The sequence below is a fragment of the Microbacterium sp. P26 genome, from assembly GCF_023712585.1.
Taxonomy (GTDB): Bacteria; Actinomycetota; Actinomycetes; order Actinomycetales; family Microbacteriaceae; genus Microbacterium; species Microbacterium algihabitans_A.
Map to the genome: position 1 here is coordinate 220,567 of NZ_JAMAXZ010000001.1, position 19,047 is coordinate 239,613.

General features: G+C 70.2%; 17 protein-coding genes. 4 read left to right on the forward strand and 13 right to left on the reverse strand.

Annotated features, from left to right (window positions below):
• Positions 1-40 precede the first annotated feature (40 nt).
• Entirely contained in the window at positions 41-1,933 is a 1,893-nt protein-coding gene (locus M3667_RS01130) for a prolyl oligopeptidase family serine peptidase (RefSeq protein ID WP_251503924.1), read from the forward strand.
• Positions 1,934-2,001: 68 nt separating this feature from the next.
• On the opposite strand, the gene hflX is transcribed toward M3667_RS01130, so the two are convergent.
• A complete protein-coding gene (hflX, locus tag M3667_RS01135) occupies positions 2,002-3,519 on the reverse strand; it encodes a GTPase HflX (protein ID WP_251503927.1) in 1,518 nt (505 codons plus the stop codon).
• An 86-nt stretch (positions 3,520-3,605) separates the two neighbouring features.
• Between hflX and M3667_RS01140 the strand changes: the two genes are divergently transcribed.
• Positions 3,606-4,250: a class I SAM-dependent methyltransferase gene (locus tag M3667_RS01140; RefSeq protein WP_251503930.1), complete on the forward strand. Its 645-nt coding sequence runs from the start codon at positions 3,606-3,608 to the stop codon at positions 4,248-4,250.
• A gap of 46 nt (positions 4,251-4,296) precedes the next feature.
• Here the strand turns inward: M3667_RS01140 and dapF are convergent, their stop codons facing one another.
• The gene (gene dapF, locus M3667_RS01145) at positions 4,297-5,151 is read right to left on the reverse strand and encodes a diaminopimelate epimerase (protein ID WP_251503933.1); all 855 of its coding nucleotides are present in this window, start codon (positions 5,149-5,151) and stop codon (positions 4,297-4,299) included.
• A gap of 65 nt (positions 5,152-5,216) precedes the next feature.
• Between dapF and M3667_RS01150 the strand changes: the two genes are divergently transcribed.
• Complete coding sequence (locus M3667_RS01150; RefSeq protein WP_251503936.1) at positions 5,217-5,882, forward strand: pentapeptide repeat-containing protein; 666 nt, start codon at positions 5,217-5,219, stop codon at positions 5,880-5,882.
• A gap of 12 nt (positions 5,883-5,894) precedes the next feature.
• Here M3667_RS01150 and M3667_RS01155 read toward each other — a convergent pair whose 3' ends face one another.
• The 3 genes from M3667_RS01155 to miaB are packed head-to-tail and all read right to left on the reverse strand — an operon-like array spanning position 5,895 to position 8,814.
• Complete coding sequence (locus M3667_RS01155) at positions 5,895-6,344, reverse strand: GNAT family acetyltransferase (RefSeq protein WP_251503939.1); 450 nt, start codon at positions 6,342-6,344, stop codon at positions 5,895-5,897.
• The gene (gene miaA, locus M3667_RS01160) at positions 6,341-7,270 is read right to left on the reverse strand and encodes a tRNA (adenosine(37)-N6)-dimethylallyltransferase MiaA (protein WP_251503942.1); all 930 of its coding nucleotides are present in this window, start codon (positions 7,268-7,270) and stop codon (positions 6,341-6,343) included. Before miaA ends, M3667_RS01155 begins: the two co-directional genes overlap by 4 nt.
• Complete coding sequence (gene miaB, locus M3667_RS01165; RefSeq protein ID WP_251503946.1) at positions 7,267-8,814, reverse strand: tRNA (N6-isopentenyl adenosine(37)-C2)-methylthiotransferase MiaB; 1,548 nt, start codon at positions 8,812-8,814, stop codon at positions 7,267-7,269. Before miaB ends, miaA begins: the two co-directional genes overlap by 4 nt.
• A gap of 300 nt (positions 8,815-9,114) precedes the next feature.
• On the opposite strand from miaB, the gene M3667_RS01170 reads away from it, so the two are divergent.
• Positions 9,115-11,592, forward strand: coding sequence for a LuxR C-terminal-related transcriptional regulator (locus M3667_RS01170; protein WP_251503950.1), 2,478 nt, complete (start codon positions 9,115-9,117; stop codon positions 11,590-11,592).
• Positions 11,593-11,817: 225 nt separating this feature from the next.
• Here the strand turns inward: M3667_RS01170 and M3667_RS01175 are convergent, their stop codons facing one another.
• The 8 genes from M3667_RS01175 to M3667_RS01210 all read right to left on the reverse strand — a co-directional run bounded on the left by M3667_RS01175 (position 11,818) and on the right by M3667_RS01210 (position 19,027).
• Entirely contained in the window at positions 11,818-12,432 is a 615-nt protein-coding gene (locus tag M3667_RS01175; protein WP_251503953.1) for a regulatory protein RecX, read from the reverse strand.
• 170 nt (positions 12,433-12,602) lie between these two features.
• On the reverse strand, positions 12,603-13,652 hold the full coding sequence (gene recA, locus M3667_RS01180; protein WP_251503956.1) for a recombinase RecA: 1,050 nt from the start codon (positions 13,650-13,652) through the stop codon (positions 12,603-12,605).
• 269 nt (positions 13,653-13,921) lie between these two features.
• A complete protein-coding gene (locus M3667_RS01185; protein WP_251503959.1) occupies positions 13,922-14,146 on the reverse strand; it encodes a DUF3046 domain-containing protein in 225 nt (74 codons plus the stop codon).
• A 13-nt stretch (positions 14,147-14,159) separates the two neighbouring features.
• Positions 14,160-14,468, reverse strand: a complete 309-nt coding sequence (locus M3667_RS01190; protein WP_055957830.1) for a helix-turn-helix domain-containing protein — start codon at positions 14,466-14,468, stop codon at positions 14,160-14,162.
• Positions 14,469-14,638: 170 nt separating this feature from the next.
• Positions 14,639-15,166 carry a CinA family protein gene (locus M3667_RS01195; protein WP_251503962.1) on the reverse strand — a complete coding sequence of 176 codons (528 nt, stop codon included), beginning with the start codon at positions 15,164-15,166 and terminating at the stop codon, positions 14,639-14,641.
• Positions 15,163-15,750 carry a CDP-diacylglycerol--glycerol-3-phosphate 3-phosphatidyltransferase gene (gene pgsA, locus M3667_RS01200; RefSeq protein WP_251503965.1) on the reverse strand — a complete coding sequence of 196 codons (588 nt, stop codon included), beginning with the start codon at positions 15,748-15,750 and terminating at the stop codon, positions 15,163-15,165. Before pgsA ends, M3667_RS01195 begins: the two co-directional genes overlap by 4 nt.
• A complete protein-coding gene (locus M3667_RS01205) occupies positions 15,750-18,485 on the reverse strand; it encodes a DNA translocase FtsK (protein WP_251503967.1) in 2,736 nt (911 codons plus the stop codon). Before M3667_RS01205 ends, pgsA begins: the two co-directional genes overlap by 1 nt.
• 50 nt (positions 18,486-18,535) lie before the next feature.
• Positions 18,536-19,027, reverse strand: coding sequence for a GNAT family N-acetyltransferase (locus M3667_RS01210; RefSeq protein ID WP_251503969.1), 492 nt, complete (start codon positions 19,025-19,027; stop codon positions 18,536-18,538).
• Between the last annotated feature and the right edge of the window lie 20 nt (positions 19,028-19,047).

Below are 19,047 nucleotides of genomic sequence, written 5' to 3' on the forward strand. Positions count from 1 at the left end.
GGCATCCGCGGATGTCGGAAGCCCTGCCTAGGGTGGAGTCATGGCTGACACCCTCCCCTACGGTTCCTGGCCCTCGCCGATCACGCCCGAATCCGTCGCGCAGTCGTCGCCGCGCATCGACGGCGCCCTCCTCGTGGGCGACGAGGTGTGGTGGGGCGAGTCCGTGCCGAGCGAGGCGGGGCGCGTGGCGGTCAAGCGCACGCGCGCGGACGGTTCGATCGAGACCGTCCTGCCCGCACCTGCCAACGCGCGCTCTGGGGTTCACGAGTACGGCGGAGGCGCCTGGACGGCGTCCGACGACGCAGAGCTGTACTACGTCGAGAAGACCGACCAGCGGGTCTACGCCCTGCGCCCCGGCGGTGAGGCGCGCGCGTTGACCGCTCCCGATGAGACCGTCCGCCACGGCGGCCTGCGCTTCGAACACGGCGTCCTCCTCGCCGTGCGCGAGATCCACGGCGCCGCGCGCGTACCATCGCGGGCCATCGTCGCCATCGCGACCGACGACTCCGGCTCGATCGACGTGCTCGCCGACGGCAGCGACTTCCTCGCCCAGCCGGCACTCTCCCCCGACGGCACGCACCTGGCCTGGGTCTCCTGGAACCATCCCGACATGCCCTGGGACGCCACCTCGATCGCGGTCAAAGACCTCGCCACGGGAGTGGTGCGAGAGGCGGCCGGGGGCCCGCAGCGCGCGCCGCTGCAGCCCGTGTGGATCGCCGACGACGAACTGCTCTACGCCGACGACCCCGAGGGGCGCTGGAACCTGTTCCGCCGCCCCCTTTGGTCGGACCCTCAGCCCGTGGCCCCGGCGGATGCCGACACCGGCGGCGGCCTCTGGGTGCTCGGCACGCGGTGGTTCGGCGCGACCGACGACGGCCGCATCGTCGCGATCCGCACCGACGGAGCCGACGAGATCGTCGAGATCGCCCCGTCGGGTGTGCGCCCTCTCGCGGTGCCCTCGGTCGCGACCTCCGTGGTCGATGATGTCCGAGGAACCCGCGCCCTCGTCTCGGGAGCCGACGCCGACGGCCGCTCGGGACTCTGGCTCGTCGACCTCGACTCCGGTGACGTCCAGCTCGTCACCGGAGGGGCCGGTTCGTGGGGTGACGAATGGATGCCGACGGCTCGCGCCCTCGAAACCGAGGGCCCCCACGGCACGGTGCACGCCTTCGCCTACGCGCCCACTCACCCCGACGTCATCGCACCCGCGGGCGAACGCCCGCCCTACGTCGTCCTCGTGCACGGCGGACCCACCTCGCACGTGGGGCCGGCCCCCTCGGCCAAGACGGCGTTCTTCACGAGCCGGGGCATCGGCGTGCTCGATGTCAACTACGGCGGCTCCACCGGGTACGGACGCGACTACCGCGACCGCCTCAAGGGCCAGTGGGGCGTCGTCGACGTGGACGACGTGGCAGCGGCGGCATCCGCCCTCGCCGACGCCGGTCTCGCCGACCCGGAGCGCATCGCGATCGCGGGTGGCTCGGCGGGAGGGTGGACGGTGCTGGCGGCCGTGACGCGCACCGACGTGTTCGCGGCCGGCATCTCGCGGTACGGCGTGGGCGACGCCCGCGCCCTGGCCGAAGACACCCACGACTTCGAGGCGCGCTACCTCGACGGGCTCATCGGCCCGCTCCCCGAGGCCGAAGCGGTCTACATCGAGCGGTCCCCTCTCGGGCGCCCCGAGCTCTTCCGCGTTCCCCTGCTGATCCTGCAGGGCTCCGAGGACCGAGTCGTCCCGCCCTCGCAGGCCGAGGCCATCCGCGATGCGCTGGCGGCGCACCACGTGCCGCACGCGTACGTCCTCTACGAGGGCGAAGGTCACGGCTTCCGTCGTTCCGAGACCGTGATCGACTCACTCGAGCGCGAACTCGGCTTCCTCGGCGCGGTGTTCGGCTTCGACACCCCCGGAGTCCCGCCGATCGAGCTCAGCTGAGCGGCGCGCCCGCCCCGCACGCCGAAGGGCCCCGCCGACGCAGGTCGGCGGGGCTCTTCGCGAAACGATCAGGCGGGGAACGCCGCCAGCTCGGCCGCGAGGCGTGCGCCCACGTGCGCGTGGATGAACGTTCCGCTCTCGCGGTGCTCCTGCGCGACGATGAGCCCGCTCTCGTGCACGGCGGAAACGAGGTCGCCGCGGTCGTACGGAACGATCGCCTGCACCTCGACGGCCGGCAGGGGCAGCGCGTCTTCGATCGCGGCACGCAGCTCGTCGATGCCCTCACCCGTGCGCGACGACACGAACTTCGCGTTCGGTGCGAGGCCGCGCAGCACGAGGCGGTCGTCCTCGCTCACCAGGTCGGCCTTGTTGAAGACGACGATCTCCTGGCCGAAGTTCGCGTCGACGTCACCCATCACGTCGCGCACCGTCATCAGCTGCGCAGCGGGGTCGGGATGCGAGGCATCGACCACGTGCAGGATGACGTCGGCGTCGCCGACCTCCTCGAGCGTCGATCGGAACGCCTCCACCAGCTGGTGCGGCAGGTTGCGCACGAAGCCGACGGTGTCGGTGAGCGTGTACACGCGACCGTCGCTCGTCTCGGAACGTCGCACCGTGGCATCCAGGGTCGCGAACAAGGCGTTCTCGACGAGCACTCCCGCACTCGTGAGGCGGTTGAGCAGGCTCGATTTCCCGGCGTTCGTGTACCCGGCGATGGCCACCGAAGGGATGGTGTGCCGCTTGCGCTCGGCGCGCTTCGCCTCGCGGGCGGGGGCGAAGTCGCGAAGCTGCTTGCGCAGCAGCGCCATCTTCGTGCGGATGCGACGACGGTCGAGCTCGATCTTCGTCTCACCGGGACCGCGCGATCCCATACCGGCGCCGCCGGCGCCGACCTGTCCACCGGCCTGACGCGACATCGAGTCACCCCAGCCGCGCAGGCGCGGGAGGAGGTATTCGAGCTGCGCGAGTTCGACCTGGGCCTTGCCCTCGCGGCTCTTCGCGTGCTGGCTGAAGATGTCGAGGATGACGGTGGTGCGGTCGATCACCTTGACCTTGACGACGTCTTCGAGAGCACGGCGCTGGCTGGGGGCGAGTTCGGTGTCGGCGATGACGGTGTCGGCCCCGACCGCGGCGACGATGTCACGGAGTTCCGCGGCCTTGCCACGACCGACGTAGGTCGCGGGATCGGGGTGCGGACGCCGCTGCAGCACACCGTCGAGGACGACGGCTCCGGCGGTCTCGGCAAGGGCCGACAGCTCGCGCAGCGAGTTCTCGGCATCCGTCTGCTCGCCCTGCGGGTGCACGCCGACGAGCACGACGTTCTCGAGGCGCAGCTGGCGGTACTCGACCTCGGTGACGTCTTCGAGCTCGGTCGAAAGCCCGGCGACGCGACGCAGGGCGGCGCGTTCCTCACGATCCCACTGGTCGCCGTCGGCGTCGCCGCCATACGCGGTCGTGGCGTCCTGCAGAGCCTGTGCCGCACCGAAGACCCGGACCCCGCGATGCGCTTCGGCGCGCGAGAGCACGCGGTCCACCGGGTCCACCGGCGACGCGTCCGTGCTCGGGGGTGTGGTCTGTTCGGTCATGGGTTCCTTTCGTCGCGGGTGTTCCCGCGTGTTCTGGCACTTTATCCGGCCCGACGGGGCGAGCCGCGGTCGGATATCCTGTGAGGATGGGGAGCGAGCACTACTTCAGCGCGTCGCCGTCGAGTCCCGAGCAGCTCCGCCGCATCCGCGTGACGCTTGCCGGTCGCGAGCTCAAGGTGGTCACGGCGGGCGGCGTCTTCAGTCCCGACCACGTGGATGTCGGCACGTCCGTGCTCCTCGCGAACACCCCTCCCCCTCCCGCCGGTGGGAACTTCCTCGACCTGGGGTGCGGATGGGGTCCGATCTCGCTGTCTCTGGCGCTCGCATCACCGCATGCAACCGTGTGGGCGGTCGACGTCAACGAGCGTGCCCTCGACCTCGTGAGGCGCAATGCCGAGTCCCTCGGCATCACCAACATCAACGCGGTGCGCCCTGAGGATGTTCCCGACGACGTGTCGTTCCGCACCATCCGGTCGAACCCGCCCATCCGCGTCGGCAAGAACGAACTGCACGGCATGCTCGAGCACTGGATCCCGCGCCTCTCCGAACGCAGCGACGGGTGGTTCGTCGTGCAGCGCAACCTCGGTTCCGACTCGCTGCAGCGGTGGCTCGCCGCGACGTTCCCGACCGGCTACAGCGTGCAGCGCGCCGCGACCGCCAAGGGATTCCGCGTGCTGCGGGTGCGCAAGCACGGCTCACCGCCGAGCGAGCTCATCGACGTCGTCCCCTGACGACCCCTCGGGCCGAACCGGTCAGCCGGGTCGCCGGCATCCGGAATCAGGCGAGGGCAACTTCGCCGGTGAAGACGAGGGATGCCGGGCCGGAGAGCAGCACGCGTCCGTTCGCGACGCGCACGCCGAGCGTGCCGCCCGGGGTGTCGACGACCCATGAGTCCGGCGCGGCGGATCCTGCCCAGTGGCGGACGGCCAGGGCAGCCGCGGCCACGCCGGTGCCGCAGCTGAGGGTCTCTCCCACACCGCGTTCGAACACGCGCAGACGGATCGCTCCGACTCCGTCGCGCACGAGCGGATCGGCGGGCACCACGAACTCGACGTTCGCGCCGTGCGAGGGCGAAGGATCGAGCAACGGCTGGTAGGTCAGATCGAGGCCCTCGAGCTCCGCGTCCGACGAGAGCGCGACCACGACGTGCGGGTTTCCCACGTCGACGCCGACGCCGGGTCGTGCGACCGGCAGTCCCTTCGCGCGCACCAGCGTCTCGCCCGGCTCGATCCCGAATTCACCCAGGTCGACCTCGTAACCGCGATCGCTGCGCGTCAGGGTCTTGATCCCCGCACGCGTGCCGATGCGCAGTCCGCCGTCGAGCGAGGCGAGTCCGGTGTCGCTCAGGTACCGCGCGAAGACCCGCGTGCCGTTGCCGCACATCTCGGCCTTCGAGCCGTCGGCGTTGCGGTAGTCCATGAACCATTCGGCCCCGGATGCCGCGGCATCCGCCCCCTCGTCGATGGCGCGTGAGCGCACCACGCGCAGCAGGCCGTCGGCCCCGATGCCGAAGTGGCGGTCGCACAGCGCGGAGATCTGCGCGTCGGAGAGGTCGAGCTCGCCGTCGGGATCGGCGACCACCACGAAGTCGTTGCCGGTGCCGTGGCCCTTGGTGAACGGGAGAGTCGCCATGCGTCCAGTCTACGGACGGGCGGCGGCTAGGCTTTCCCGGCCTTCCCCTCGTTCCAGGAGCTCCCATGCCGAAGATCCCCGCCGCCCTCGTCGCCCCGTCGTTCGACCGGCCGCCGTTGGACGATCTCGACCAGGGCGATGCGTCGCAGCTGACGCCCCGAGCCTCCCTCGAAGGGCTGTCCTTCCGCGACCTCCGCGTCGATGGGCTCGACCTCGAGAGCGCCGACCTTGCGCTGTGTCGTCTCGACGGCGTCCGCACTCCCGAGGTCTCGCTGCGGTACGCGAACGTGACGGAATCGGCCTGGAGCGGCTGGGACGTTCCCATCCTGCGCGCGGCGCGGGCGAGCTGGCGCGACCTCGAGATCGAGGGCACCCGCTCGGGGTCGGTCGAGGCCTACGAGTCGACGTGGAACGGCGTGCACTTCGTCAACTGCCGCCTCGGATTCGTGAACCTGCGCGGCGCCCACCTGCAGGACGTCGCGTTCACCGACTGCACGATCGACGAGCTCGACCTCGGGCAGTCGAAGGTCACCCGCTTCGCCGCCCCCGGCACGCGGATCTCGCAGCTCATCGTCGAGCAGGCGACGTTGCAGCACGTCGACCTGCGCGGCGCCGATCTCGACGGTCTCGCGGGGCTTTCCGCCCTGCGCGGGGCCACGATCTCGTCGCTGCAGCTGCAGCAGCTCGCTCCCCTGCTCGCGGCCGACCGCGGAATCAGCGTCCGCGACTGACGGCAGTGCCCCTCAGGCCGACGACGAGGGGCCACCCGGCCCGTCGACGATGAGCCGCCGGCCCGTCGCCCAGGTGTCGAAGGGTTCGTAGCCGAGCTCGTCGTAGAAGCCGCGGGCGGCGGTATTGTCGGGACGCACCATGAGCTGTACCTTGGGACACCCCATCGCCTCGAGCAGCCGTTCGGCCTCTGTCACGAGGCGGCGCCCGATCCCCTGCCCGCGATGGGTGAGCGCGCTGGCGAGGTAGTACAGCCAGCCGCGGTGGCCGTCGTAGCCCGCCATGACGCTGCCGACCACCCGATCACCCTCGACCGCGACGAGGAACAGCTCCGGCTGCACGGTGAGCTTGCGACGGATGTCGGCGCGCGGGTCGTTCCATGGGCGCGTGAGGCCCGCCTGCTCCCACAAGGCGACGACGGCGTCTTCGTCGGCGAGCGTGAAAGCGCGGATGTCCACCGTCATGTGCGTTCCTCCGTTCGGGATGCCAGGATGCCGGCATCCACCGTCCGCGCGTCGACCCACTCGGCCTCGGCGTAGCGCCGGAACCACGACACCTGGCGACGGGCGTAGCGCCGCGTGAGCGCCTGGGTCTCGGCGACGGCCTCGTCGCGGGTGACCTCGCCGCGGATCTGCTTCAGCGCCTGTGCGTACCCGATCGCGCGACCGGCGGTGACACCGTGCTCGATCCCGGCGGGGATGAGCGCTTCGACCTCGCCGACGAGGCCGGCTGCCCACATCGCGTCCACGCGATCGTCGAGAAGACCGACGAGCTCCGTTCGATCGATCGCGGTGGCGATGATCCGGGTCTGCGGATGCCAGAACTCCGGCGCCTCGGGAAGAGCCCCTCCATGCGTCTGCCCGCCCTGCGCCAGCACCTCGAGCGCGCGCACGACGCGACGCCCGTTGCGCGGATCGATGCGCTCCGCGGCATCCGGATCCTCCTCCCGCAGGCGCGCGTACAGCGCACCCGGGCCGCGCTCCTCGAGTTCGCGTTCGAGCGCGGTGCGCACGGCCTCGTCGCGCGGGGGGAAGCGGAAGTCCCACAGCACACTCGAGACGTACAGCCCCGAGCCCCCGACGAGGATCGCGTCGGCGCCCCGGTTGTGGATCTCGCGGATCGCCGTGCGCGCGGCATCCTGATACCAGGCCACCGCGGCCTCGTCGGTCACCTCGAGGGCGTCGAAGAGATGATGACGGATGCCGCGCCGCTCCCCCTCGGGGAGCTTGGCCGTTCCGATGTCCATGCCGCGATACAGCTGCATCGCGTCGGCGTTCACGATCTCGGCCGCGCGCCCACGAGCGGACAGGGCTTCTGCGAGGTCGAGCGACAGACCCGTCTTGCCGGTGCCGGTGGCGCCGACGACGGCCCAGAGGGCCGGGGCGGTCACACGCCGACGCGCAGGGTGGGGAGCCCGAGGGACACCGCGCGCGGAGCACCGGCCTCGCCCGCCGGCGCGGGGATGCCGCACGACTCCGCCTGCGAACGGTCCCACGCGTCACCCGCGCGGGTGCGGCGGATGCGCAGCGGAGCGCCGTCGGGCGCATCGGCGAGCAGGTGGAAGGGAGCCGCGTGTGTGACCGTCACCGAGACGACGTCGCCGGGGCGCGGCACAGGCGAACCCGCGGGCAACTCGAAGTGCACGAGGCGGTTGTCTTCGGCGCGTCCGGTGAGGCGGTGCGTCTCAGCGTCCTTCTTGCCTTCGCCCGCGGAGACGAGCACCTCGAGAGTGCGACCGAGCTGCTTCTGGTTCTCTTCCGCCGCGATCCGGTCCTGCAGAGCGGTCAGTCGCTCGTAGCGCTCCTGCACGACGGCCTTGGGCACCTGGTCGGCCATCGTCGCCGCGGGAGTCCCCTCGCGGATCGAGTACTGGAACGTGAAGGCGCTCGAGAAACGCGAGGCCTCGACGACCCGCAGGGTCTCTTGGAAGTCCTCCTCGGTCTCACCGGGGAAGCCGACGATGATGTCGGTCGTGATCGCGGCGTTCGGGATCCGCTCGCGCACCCGATCGAGGATGCCGAGGAACTTCTCGCTGCGGTACGAGCGGCGCATCGCCCTGAGGATGCGGTCGGAGCCCGACTGCAGGGGCATGTGCAGCTGCGGCATGACCGCCGGGGTCTCGGCCATCGCGGCGATCACGTCGTCGGTGAAGGCGGCGGGGTGGGGGCTCGTGAAGCGAATGCGTTCGAGCCCCTCGATCTCGCCCGCGGCGCGCAGCAGCTTGCCGAACGCGAGGCGGTCGCCGAACTCGACGCCGTACGAGTTGACGTTTTGGCCGAGGAGGGTGACCTCGATCGCCCCGTCGTCGACGAGCAGGCGGATCTCGTTCAGGATGTCGCCGGGACGGCGGTCCTTCTCCTTGCCCCGCAGGCTGGGCACGATGCAGAACGTGCACGTGTTGTTGCACCCCACCGAGATCGAGACCCATCCGCTGTGGATGGAGTCGCGCTTGGTCGGAAGGGTGGAGGGGAAGATCTCGAGCGACTCGAGGATCTCGAGCTCGGCCTCGCCGTTGTGACGCGCGCGCTCGAGCATGCCGGGCAGGGAGCCCATGTTGTGGGTGCCGAACACCACGTCGACCCACGGGGCCTTCTGCTGGACGGCGTCCTTGTCCATCTGCGCGAGGCAGCCGCCGACGGCGATCTGCATGCCGGCGCGCGCGTCCTTGCGCGACTTCAGATGGCCGAGCGTTCCGTAGAGCTTGCCGGCGGCGTTGTCGCGCACGGCGCAGGTGTTGATGACGACGACATCGGCTTCGGTGCCGGCATCCGCCTTGACGTATCCGGCACTCTCGAGCGAGCCCGACAGTCGCTCGGAGTCGTGCACGTTCATCTGGCACCCGAAGGTGCGCACTTCGTAGGTACGGGGCCCTGCGGCACCCTGCGCGGCGGCGGACGGCGCGATCAGAGTCGGGGTCGAAACGGGGGTGGTCATGATGAGGGCCAGTCTAAACGCCGCCTCCACCGGGCCGTTCGAGCCCCGGTCATAGGAATCACCTAGGTAGGCCTCTCAGTAGTTTTCGGCGGAAATGGGCAGTCCGGTGCGCGATCTGCACTTCCTTCCGCCAGGGGTGTCGGTAGTTTGGTGGACACGCAACGCCCGTCCGCCTGCGGGCTATCTCTGGGGGGAGTACGTATGCGGGGGGAACAGACGACAAGGTGGTCGCGCGGTCTCATCGGAGCAGACCGCGACGCTCACGTGATCGCGACGCGGCTGCGGTCAGGCGGATCGACGATGGTGGCGGGCCCGCGCGGGTGCGGGCGCAGCTACCTTCTGAGAGCGGTCGCTGCCGAGCTCGAGCGCCACGGCATGCAGGTGATCGTCCTGCGACCATCGGCGACACTCACCGATGTGCCCTTCGGGGTGCTCGACGCGACCGGTCATCCCGAGCTCGACGCTCTGCGCACCGGCCGCCCCGCGGAACCCGTCCGCGACGTGGTCATCCTCGACGACGTGGATGCGCTCGACACGGCAACGGCGGCCGCCCTGGCCCGCGCGGTCGCGTCGAACCGCCTCACCGCCCTGATCGGCCTGCGCACCTCGCGCGCGCGCTCGGTCGACCATCCCGACGACGCCGACGTGGTCCGCCGCGCCATGCTCGACCTGTGGCTCGACGGGTTCGCGCGTCGCGTCGATCTCGGCGAGCTGAGCGACGACGACGCCCTCGCGCTGATCGACCTCTTCCCGGACGCCCACCTGCTCGACAGCACGACACGGGCAGGTCTGGTCTGGCGCGCCGACGGCTCGCGCACGCTGATGCGCCATCTGATCCTCGAGGCCACCGCCGCCGCGCGCAGCGGCAAAGACCCGCTGACCGCGCTGCGCAACGTGGCCCGGCAGAGCCGCCTCGCCATGGCCCTCGAACGGCACGTGGCGGAGATGCCCCGCACAGACCTCGAGAGCCTCGCCGGCATCCGCCGCCTGCGCCACCTCGAACTGTCGGTCGCCACACGCCTGTTCGACGCGGAGAGCGTCGCAGCCCTGCTCGAGGGGGGACAGATGCACGCCGACTCGTCCGCGCACCGCCGCCTGACGGTGAACGACCTGCTGGCCGCCGAAGCGCAGCGGCAACTGGGCAGCGCGCGCGTCGACTCCCTCGTCGAAGCGGCCGGCACGCGCATGCTCGCCGAGGCGGACGTGTGGTGGAGTCCGGCCATCGCCGTCTCGATCGCCGAGCGGTGGCACCGCCAGGGCAGCGGCTCGTCGGCCGAGAGCTCCACTCCCCCGGCGATCCGCGCCCGCATCGCGCGCGATGCCGCCCGAGACGCGAACGACCGCGGCGACACCGCGCACGCCGCCGCGTACGCACAGGCGGGCCTGAACGCGGTGGACGATCCTCTGCTTCGTCTGGAGGCGGCGCTCGCGACGCGGGTCGTGACGAACTCGTGGCCGGATGCCGACCCCGACGCCCAGCGACGCCTCGCGCGCTCGATGGTCGAGAGCGAGAACTCCGACGACCCCGACGACGCCGTTCGGGGATCCTCGTGTGCTGACGCGCGCGTCGAGCGCCTGCTGACCGACTCGGCGCAGTTCGGCGCCGACATGGACTGGGCGAGGGCCGCCGATACCGCCACGACCGCGATCGGTGAGACGGATGCTTCGCCGGTTCAGCATCTTCGCGCCGTCGTCGCCGCGGGGACGTCGGAGGCCGTTCGCGGGCGCTGGGCGGTGGCCCAGCGGCACTATCGCGCCACCGAGAGAATCCTCGACGCGCGACCGCAGCCGGAGGGCATCGACGCGAAGGACCGTCTCGCGGCGATCATGTTCATGCTGGCCGGTCATCAGCTCGCCGGTGCTGATGGAACCCTGCTGCAGCGCCGGTTGGAGCGCGAACTGGCCACGACGGCCCGCGAGGGCGAGGTGGCCGATCTCACCATCGCCGGAATCGCGGCAGCCATCTCGTACACCGCCGAGGGGTCACCGGCGCGGTCGCAGCGCGAGCTGATCACGGCGGCGACCCGGAGTCCCACGCCGGTGTCGCCGACGGACGGCACCATGGTCGCGCTCGGCGTCGCCGACGAGTTGGCCATGGCGGGGGCCGTCGACGAGGCTCGGGCGATCATCGACAGCCTGAGCCCGGGCCAGACGCCACTTCTGCGACGCAGCATCGCGTACGTCGAGACCACGATCCTCACGGCGGAGGGGCGTCTCAACGAGGCGCGTGAGGCCGCCCGAGCGACGGCGGAGTTCTCTCGCGGCGGCACGGCTGCGGCGTTCCGCATCCGCGACCTGTTCCGCCTCGTCGCCTTCTCCGCCGCCACGGCCGAGGAGATCGACGAGCTCGTGCAACTCGCGGCCGTCACCGACCTCCCGCTCTCCAGCGAAGCGGTGCGCCGTGTGTCCGCCCGGACCCCGGAAGAGGGTCAACTCCCCGTCGACGACCTGCGCCTCCACGCCCTGTGGTCGGGTGAGAGTTCCGGCGGCACCGGCGCGCACGACGAGGCCTCCGACTCCGCGTCGCGCTCGGCGACCCACGAGCACCCGGAGGAGCTGACGCCCCGCGAGCGCGAGATCGCTCTGATGGCCCACGAGGGGCTGACGAATCGCGAGATCGCCACGCGGTTGTTCCTATCGATCCGCACGGTCGAGTCGCACGTCTATCAGGCGAGGATGAAGGTCGGGGCTGCCACCCGTCGCGAGCTGGGGCGCCTGATCGCGGAGGGGCGCATCGCCGACGATCCCCGCCTCGGGGCTCGGGCGAGCAGACGGTGACGCCCGCACGCCGCGCCGACCGGTCGGGGCGGGACGTCGGACGGTGAGTCCCGCCCGCTGCGCCGGATTCTCCGGGCTCGGGCGGGCAGAACGTGACCCCCGCCCGCTGCGCCGAATTCTCCGGGCTCGAGCGGGCAAACGGTAAGTCCCGCCCACTGCACCAATCGGTCGGAGCCCTGTCGGACGCACCCCCGTTCGCCGACCGTGGGTCGACGCGTGCAGCTTCTACTCGTCGGGGGTGAAGCGCACGCCCGGCATCGGACGCGGACCGGGTCGGGAACGCCCGGCCCCGATCCCGACCTCACGCAGCGCGGTCCGTGCCGCCGTGAGGGCCACGGACGACGGATAGCCTCGCCGAGCGAGCTGGCCGGCCAGGCGCCGGAGCGACGCCTCGTCGTCTTTGCCGCCGACGGAACGCGCCTTGGAGCGGGCGAACTCCAGCGCACGCTCAGCGTCGTCGTCGGGGAGGGCTTCGAGGGCCGCATCAGCGACGTCTCTCGGGATTCCACGCTTCCGCAGGGTCTCGGCGACCGCGCGGCGCCCCTCGCCCCGACGTTCGACGGCCGACATCACCAGTTGATCGGCGAAGGCGGCGTCGTCGAGGTAGCCGAGGTCGACGAAGTGCTCGATGGCTTCTTCGATCACGATCTCGTCCGCCCCCTCGACACCGCGTAGCACGGTGCGAGCCTCGGCGAGAGAGAGGGAGCGGGATCGGAGCTTGCGCAGCAACGCTGCCTCGGCCCTCTCGCGGACTTCCTCGTCCGTCTCGACGGATTCGTCGAGGGAGCTGGAGGAGTCGGCGATGTCGGAAACGTCGACGAAGGCACGAATGACCGACACGCCTGACGACCGATCCCGGACGTCGTCACGCTGCGATGAGCGCACACCAGAGGAGCCGAGATCTTGCGCCGACGCGCTGCGGGAACCGCCGAACAGGGGAATGACGGGAGCAAGGTCGTCGCCGGTCGCACCGGACGGGCGACGACCCCCGCTTCGCTGATCGTCTGTCATCAGGCCGGGCGGCGTGCAGCCAGTTCGTCTTCCGTCTCGGTGGCGACCGGAGCCACACCGATGCCCATCTTGGTTTTGATCTTGTTCTCGATCTCGGCCGCGATGTCGGGGTTCTTGATGAGGAAGTTGCGCGCGTTCTCTTTGCCCTGGCCGAGCTGTTCGCCCTCGTAGGTGTACCACGCGCCCGACTTCTTGACGATAGCGTGCTCCACGCCGAAGTCGATGAGGCTTCCTTCGCGCGAGATACCGACGCCGTAGAGGATGTCGAACTCGGCCTGCTTGAACGGCGGCGCCATCTTGTTCTTGACGACCTTGACGCGCGTACGGTTTCCGACGGCCTCGGTGCCGTCCTTCAGCGTTTCGATGCGACGGATGTCGAGGCGCACCGACGCGTAGAACTTCAACGCCTTTCCACCGGCGGTGGTCTCGGGCGAACCGAAGAAGACACCGATCTTCTCGCGCAGCTGGTTGATGAAGATCGCCGTCGTCTTGGTGTTGCTCAGGCCACCGGTGAGCTTTCGGAGGGCCTGCGACATGAGGCGGGCCTGCAGGCCGACGTGAGAGTCGCCCATCTCGCCCTTGATCTCGGCCTCGGGAACGAGCGCCGCAACCGAGTCGATGACCACGAGGTCGATCGCTCCGGAGCGGATCAGCATGTCGGCGATCTCGAGCGCCTGCTCGCCCGTGTCGGGCTGCGACACCAGGAGGGCGTCGATGTCGACGCCGAGCTTCTTGGCGTATTCGGGGTCGAGAGCGTGCTCGGCGTCGATGAAGGCGGCGATACCGCCCGCGCGCTGCGCATTGGCGATCGCGTGCAGCGTCAGAGTCGTCTTTCCGGACGACTCGGGGCCGTAGATCTCGATGATGCGGCCGCGGGGCAGCCCACCGATGCCGAGGGCGACGTCAAGGGCGACGGAACCGGTGGGGATGGTCTCGATGGGCGCGCGCTCGTCGCTGCCCAGTCGCATGACCGAGCCCTTTCCGAACTGCCGATCGATCTGGGCAAGCGCCGACTCGAGGGCCTTTTCGCGCTCTGCAGGTGAGGGCATGACGTCTTCTTTCTCTCGCGTTCCGGTCGCCTATAGGCTGTCGCGCCCCCACCGACGGTGGGATCACACGACAAGGCGTTCAGAGTGTCGTTCGACGTTGACCACGTTAGGGAGGACCTCCGACATTGACTCCGGAGACCCCTCGAAATGGGGATGAACGCGACAGAAACCCTGTTGTGAAGAAGCCTACGACGGAATCGAACGAAGATTCGATGACACGCCGACGCGAACCAGCCGAGAACCGAACACCGGCGGGTCGGGCGTTTCGCTCACGAACGTCGGGGTTCGAGCCGGCCGACGCCGTAGCGCCGTTCGCGGGGAACGTCGGTCTCTTCGCACAGGGCGAGCCACACGTCGCGGGGGTCGACGCCGGCGGCGAGGGCGTCGGTGCTGGTGCGTCCCCCCACGGCCGACAACACGAGGTCGGTCAGAAGCGACCCTCCGCGCGCCCCGAACTCGTCGGAGACGGCGCGATCGAACTCACTGCGACGCATGGGCGGCGCCGACTCAGCGCAGCGAGAGCTCGGGCTCGACCGAGGCGACGAGTTCGTCGGGAACCACGTCGGGGAAGGTCTGCAGGCCCTCGAGGACCGAGAGACGATCGCCGACCTGACGCATGATGGTGGAGATCGGAACATCGAGCGCTTCGGCGACGGAGGCGAGGATCTCGCTCGACGCCTCTTTCTGACCGCGCTCGACCTCGCTGAGGTAGCCCAGAGCAACGCTCGCCCGGCTGGCGACCTGGCGGAGGGTGCGCCCCTTCTGCTGGCGGAGGTCACGCAGGACTTCGCCGATCTCTTGACGAACCAGGATCATTTGGGGGCCCTCCTCACTGCTGATTCCGTCGCTGTCCGACTGGACAACTGAAAAACACCGTGTGGTCACCCTAACGCCGCGCGCTGTGGACAGGATGGGAATCGCTCAACGAAACCGCGATGTGACATCATTTGTTCCCCGCATTCAGCGTGGGTTCGGTGATGCCCGGTTCAGAGGGCCGCTAACGCCCTGCGCACGGCCAGATGAGCCGTCTCGCGGCGGATGCGATCTCGATCCCCGGCGATGACGAGCGAGTCGACTCGCGTGCCGAGCGGCGTCGACACCGCGATGTGCACGGTGCCGACCGGTTGGCCGTCTTGCTCGTCGGGACCCGCGACACCCGTGGTCGCGATGCCGACGTCGGCGGCGACGCCGTCGCGGCCCAGCACATCGCGCACGCCCCGAGCCATCTGCCGCGCCACGCGCGGATGTACCGCCCCGTGCGCGTCGAGCAGGGCCTGATCCACACCGAGCACCCCGTGCTTCAGGTCCGTGGCGTACGCGACCACTCCCCCGCGCACGACGCGGGACGCCCCGGGAACATCGACCAGCGACGAGACGACGAGCCCACCGGTCAGCGACTCGGCGACCGCGACGGTCCACCCGAGCTCGGCCAGCCGGTCGAGCAGCAGCGAAGCGCTCTCGAACGGCGTCCGCACGACGGTCTCGTCGAGATCCTCGGGAACCCCGTCGATCATCGCGTGCCGCGCCGATGACGCGCGGCGCGCACCTCGGTCACGATGTAGTCGATTCCGGAAGCGATGGTCAGCAGGACGGCGATCGTCATGGTGATGACGCCGGCCCACCACACGACGCCCTGCCACACGGCGGAATCGGAGAAGGTCGCGAACGGGATCAGCGCGATCGACAGGGCGACGGCCTGGAACACGGTCTTGAGCTTGCCCATCCACGCTGCGGCGAGCACGTGATCGCTGACGACGATGAAGCGGTAGACGGTGATGCCGATCTCGCGCACGAGCACGACGATCGTGATCCACCACGGCAGTTCGCCGAGGATCGAGAGCCCGACGAACGCGAGCCCCGTCAACGCCTTGTCGGCGATCGGATCGAGCAGCTTGCCCAGATCGCTGACGATGTTGTACTTGCGGGCGATGTAGCCGTCGATGCCGTCGGTCGCGATGGCGACGATGAACAGGATCGCCGCGGCCCACCGCAGACCGCCGTCGGCGCCCGCGTCGACGAGGAGCAGCCACAGGAAGATCGGCGCGCAGATGATGCGCGCGATCGTGATCGCGTTGGGTAGTTGCCGGTGAACGGCCATCAGTCGCGTCCTGTCAGCTGCCAGGCGTCTTCGTTGCCCTCGTCGTCGTCGGCGTGGACGACGGGGAGACCCTCGAATTGCGCCTCGATCGGATCTTCACCGTAGCGGTCGTCGCTCGCCGCGGGGGCGGCCGGGGGCGCATCGTCACCACGCAGACGCGCCATGACGGCGGGCAGTTGCTCGTTGGTCACCAGCACGTCGCGCGCCTTCGAGCCTTCGGAGGGCCCGACGATCTCGCGGGACTCGAGGAGGTCCATGAGTCGGCCGGCCTTGGCGAACCCCACGCGCAGCTTGCGCTGCAGCATCGAGGTCGACCCGAACTGCGTCGACACGACCAGCTCGGCGGCGGCGAGCAGCAACTCGAGGTCGTCGCCGATGTCGGCGTCGATCTCTTTCTTCTCGGCCGTCGCCTGCACGTCGGAACGGTACTCGGGACGGGCTTGCTGGGTGACGTGAGCGACGACCTTCTCGATCTCCTGCTCACTCACCCAGGCGCCCTGCACGCGGACGGCCTTCGAAGCGCCCATCGGCAGGAAGAGTCCGTCGCCCTGACCGATCAGGCGGTCGGCACCGGGCTGGTCGAGGATGACGCGCGAGTCGGTGACGCTGGTCACGGCGAAGGCGAGGCGCGAGGGCACGTTTGCCTTGATGAGACCGGTGACGACATCGACCGAGGGGCGCTGCGTGGCCAGCACCAGGTGGATGCCGCTCGCGCGTGCCAGCTGGGTGATGCGGACGATCGAATCCTCGACGTCGCGCGGGGCGACCATCATGAGGTCGGCGAGCTCGTCGACGACCACCAGGAGGTAGGGGTAGGGCTTGAGCACCCGCTCGCTACCCGCCGGCAGCGTGATCTCGCCCGCCACGACCGCCTTGTTGAAGTCGTCGATGTGGCGGAAGCCGAACGAGGCGAGGTCGTCGTACCGCATGTCCATCTCTTTCACGACCCACTGCAGCGCCTCTGCGGCCTTCTTGGGGTTCGTGATGATGGGGGTGATCAGGTGCGGCACACCCGCGTACGACGTCAGCTCGACGCGCTTGGGGTCGATGAGCACCATGCGCACGTCGGAGGGCTTGGCCCGCATGAGCAGGCTCGTGATCATCGAGTTCACGAAGCTGGACTTACCCGAACCCGTGGAACCGGCCACGAGGAGGTGGGGCATCTTCGCGAGGTTGGCCACGACGAATCCGCCGCCGACGTCTTTGCCGACGCCGATGGTCATCGGGTGCGTGGAGGTGGTCGCGGCGTCCGAGCGGAGGATGTCTCCGAGCGTGACGATCTCGCGGTCGGCGTTGGGGATCTCGACGCCGATCGCGCTCTTGCCCGGGATGGGCGCGAGGATGCGGACCTCGTTCGAGGCGACGGCGTAGGCGATGTTGTTGGTCAGCGCGGTGATGCGCTCCACCTTCACGCCCGGGCCGACCTCGATCTCGTACTGCGTCACGGTCGGGCCCCGTGAGAACCCGGTCACGCGGGCGTCGACCTTGAACTGCTCCATGACGCTCTCGATGGCCTTGACCACCGCGTCGTTCGCCGCGGACCGCGCCTTCGGCGGGGTACCGGCGGCGAGGGCCGTGACGGCGGGCAGGCGGTAGTTCGCCGACGGCGGCGCACCCGCGGAGTCGCCCCCGAGTCCCGAGATGCCCGGAAGCTCCTCGTCGTGCGTCTCGAGCGGGGAATCGTCGTGGAGTCCGCGACCCGACACCGCGCCGGCCAGTGCGCTGGCGTCGAAGACCTCGGTGAGGGCGTCGGGCGTCGGCGGGACGGGGTGCGGGGTGGGAGCGTGCGTGCGCGCAGGAGCGGGCTCCGGAGCCACGACCGCCGACTCGAAACCGCCCACCGGCGTACCGGGCGAGAGCAGTTCGGTGAGGTCGTCGGAACCGAGGGAACCGTCGACGTCTTCTTCGCGGCCCGACTTGTTGCGCCGCCACCAGGGCAGCGACTTCTCGCCGGACTCTTCGTCTTCGTCGGCGGGGAGCACCTTGGTGGTCGCGGTGTCGTCGCGTTCGACGCGCTCCGCCCCGAACATCCAGGCGTAGAGGTCGCCCAGACGCCGCCCGATGCGGTTCGGCGGGGTCTTGGTGAGGATGAGCACGCTCAGCACGGCCAGCAGCGACAGGGCGATGTAGGCCCCGACATCGGTGAGGACGAGGGCCAGGGGCTCTCCGACGATCCATCCGGCGATGCCGCCGGCGGGGCTCAGGACCGGCGGACCGCCGGCGCTCGGAGCGGGACGACCGCCCGCCACGTGCAGGAACCCGGAGAGCACCACGACGAAGAGTCCGAAGCCGATCCCGACGCGCCCGTTGTCGTGCACCGAGGCGGGGTGACGGAAGAGCCAGCCCGCCAGCAGCAGCAGGAGGACGGGCAGGAAGAACGCCACCCGCCCGAAGAGCATGCCGAAGCTGTAGGCGCTGATGAGGGTCGCGGCATCCGTTCCGATGAAGAACCACTCGACCACGGCACCCAGGACGGCGAGGACCACCAGGAAGAAGGGGAAGCCGTCGCGGCGCTGGTCGCGCTCGAGGTTCTCGGGGCCGAACGCACGGAACATGCCGCCCACACCGTGGGCCACCGCCATCCAGGCGCGCACCACCACAGCGGGCTTCTCCGGCTCGTCGACGTACCGTTTCGGGGCCGGAGCCGAGCGCTTCGGCGCGGGCGCCGCGGCCTTGGCGCGTGGCGACCCCTTCGCGGGGGCGCGACCGCCGGACGGTGAAGAGGTACGAGCCATTCCTCCACGGTAGGCCGGACCTCCGACATTCGCCCGTACCGACGCGGGGTTCAGCGCAGGCGCTTAGCCATGACGTCGCGACCGATCCCCCGCCGCACCACGGCGAATCCCTCCGACCTGTACAGCGAGACGGCGTAGTTGTCGCGCTCGACGCTGAGGCTGATGCGGGCGAAACCCTGGCTGCGGGCGTGGTCGTCGAGGCGCTGCAGCAGCGCCCTGCCCGCCCCGTGCGCACGCCAGAGCGGACGCACACCGATGATGAGCTCCGGCACCCCCGTCCCGATCCACCCGAAGCCGGGCTCGTCGCGCGGGAACATGCGGTACCAGGCGGCCCCCACCGGCTCGCCGCTCGGCGACTCCGCGACGAAGCCCGCGTCACCCGGACGCATCCACCCCGCGATGTAGCGCCGGTGGTCGGGGCTGCTCAGCACCTCGTGCCGGGGCCGGACGGCGCCCGCGCGCCAGGTGGCGGCCTCGACCGTCATGTCGGCGAGGAAGGCGCCGTCGGAGGCGATCGCCGCGCGGATCGGGAGACCGGGCATGCCCGCATGATAGCGAGCGT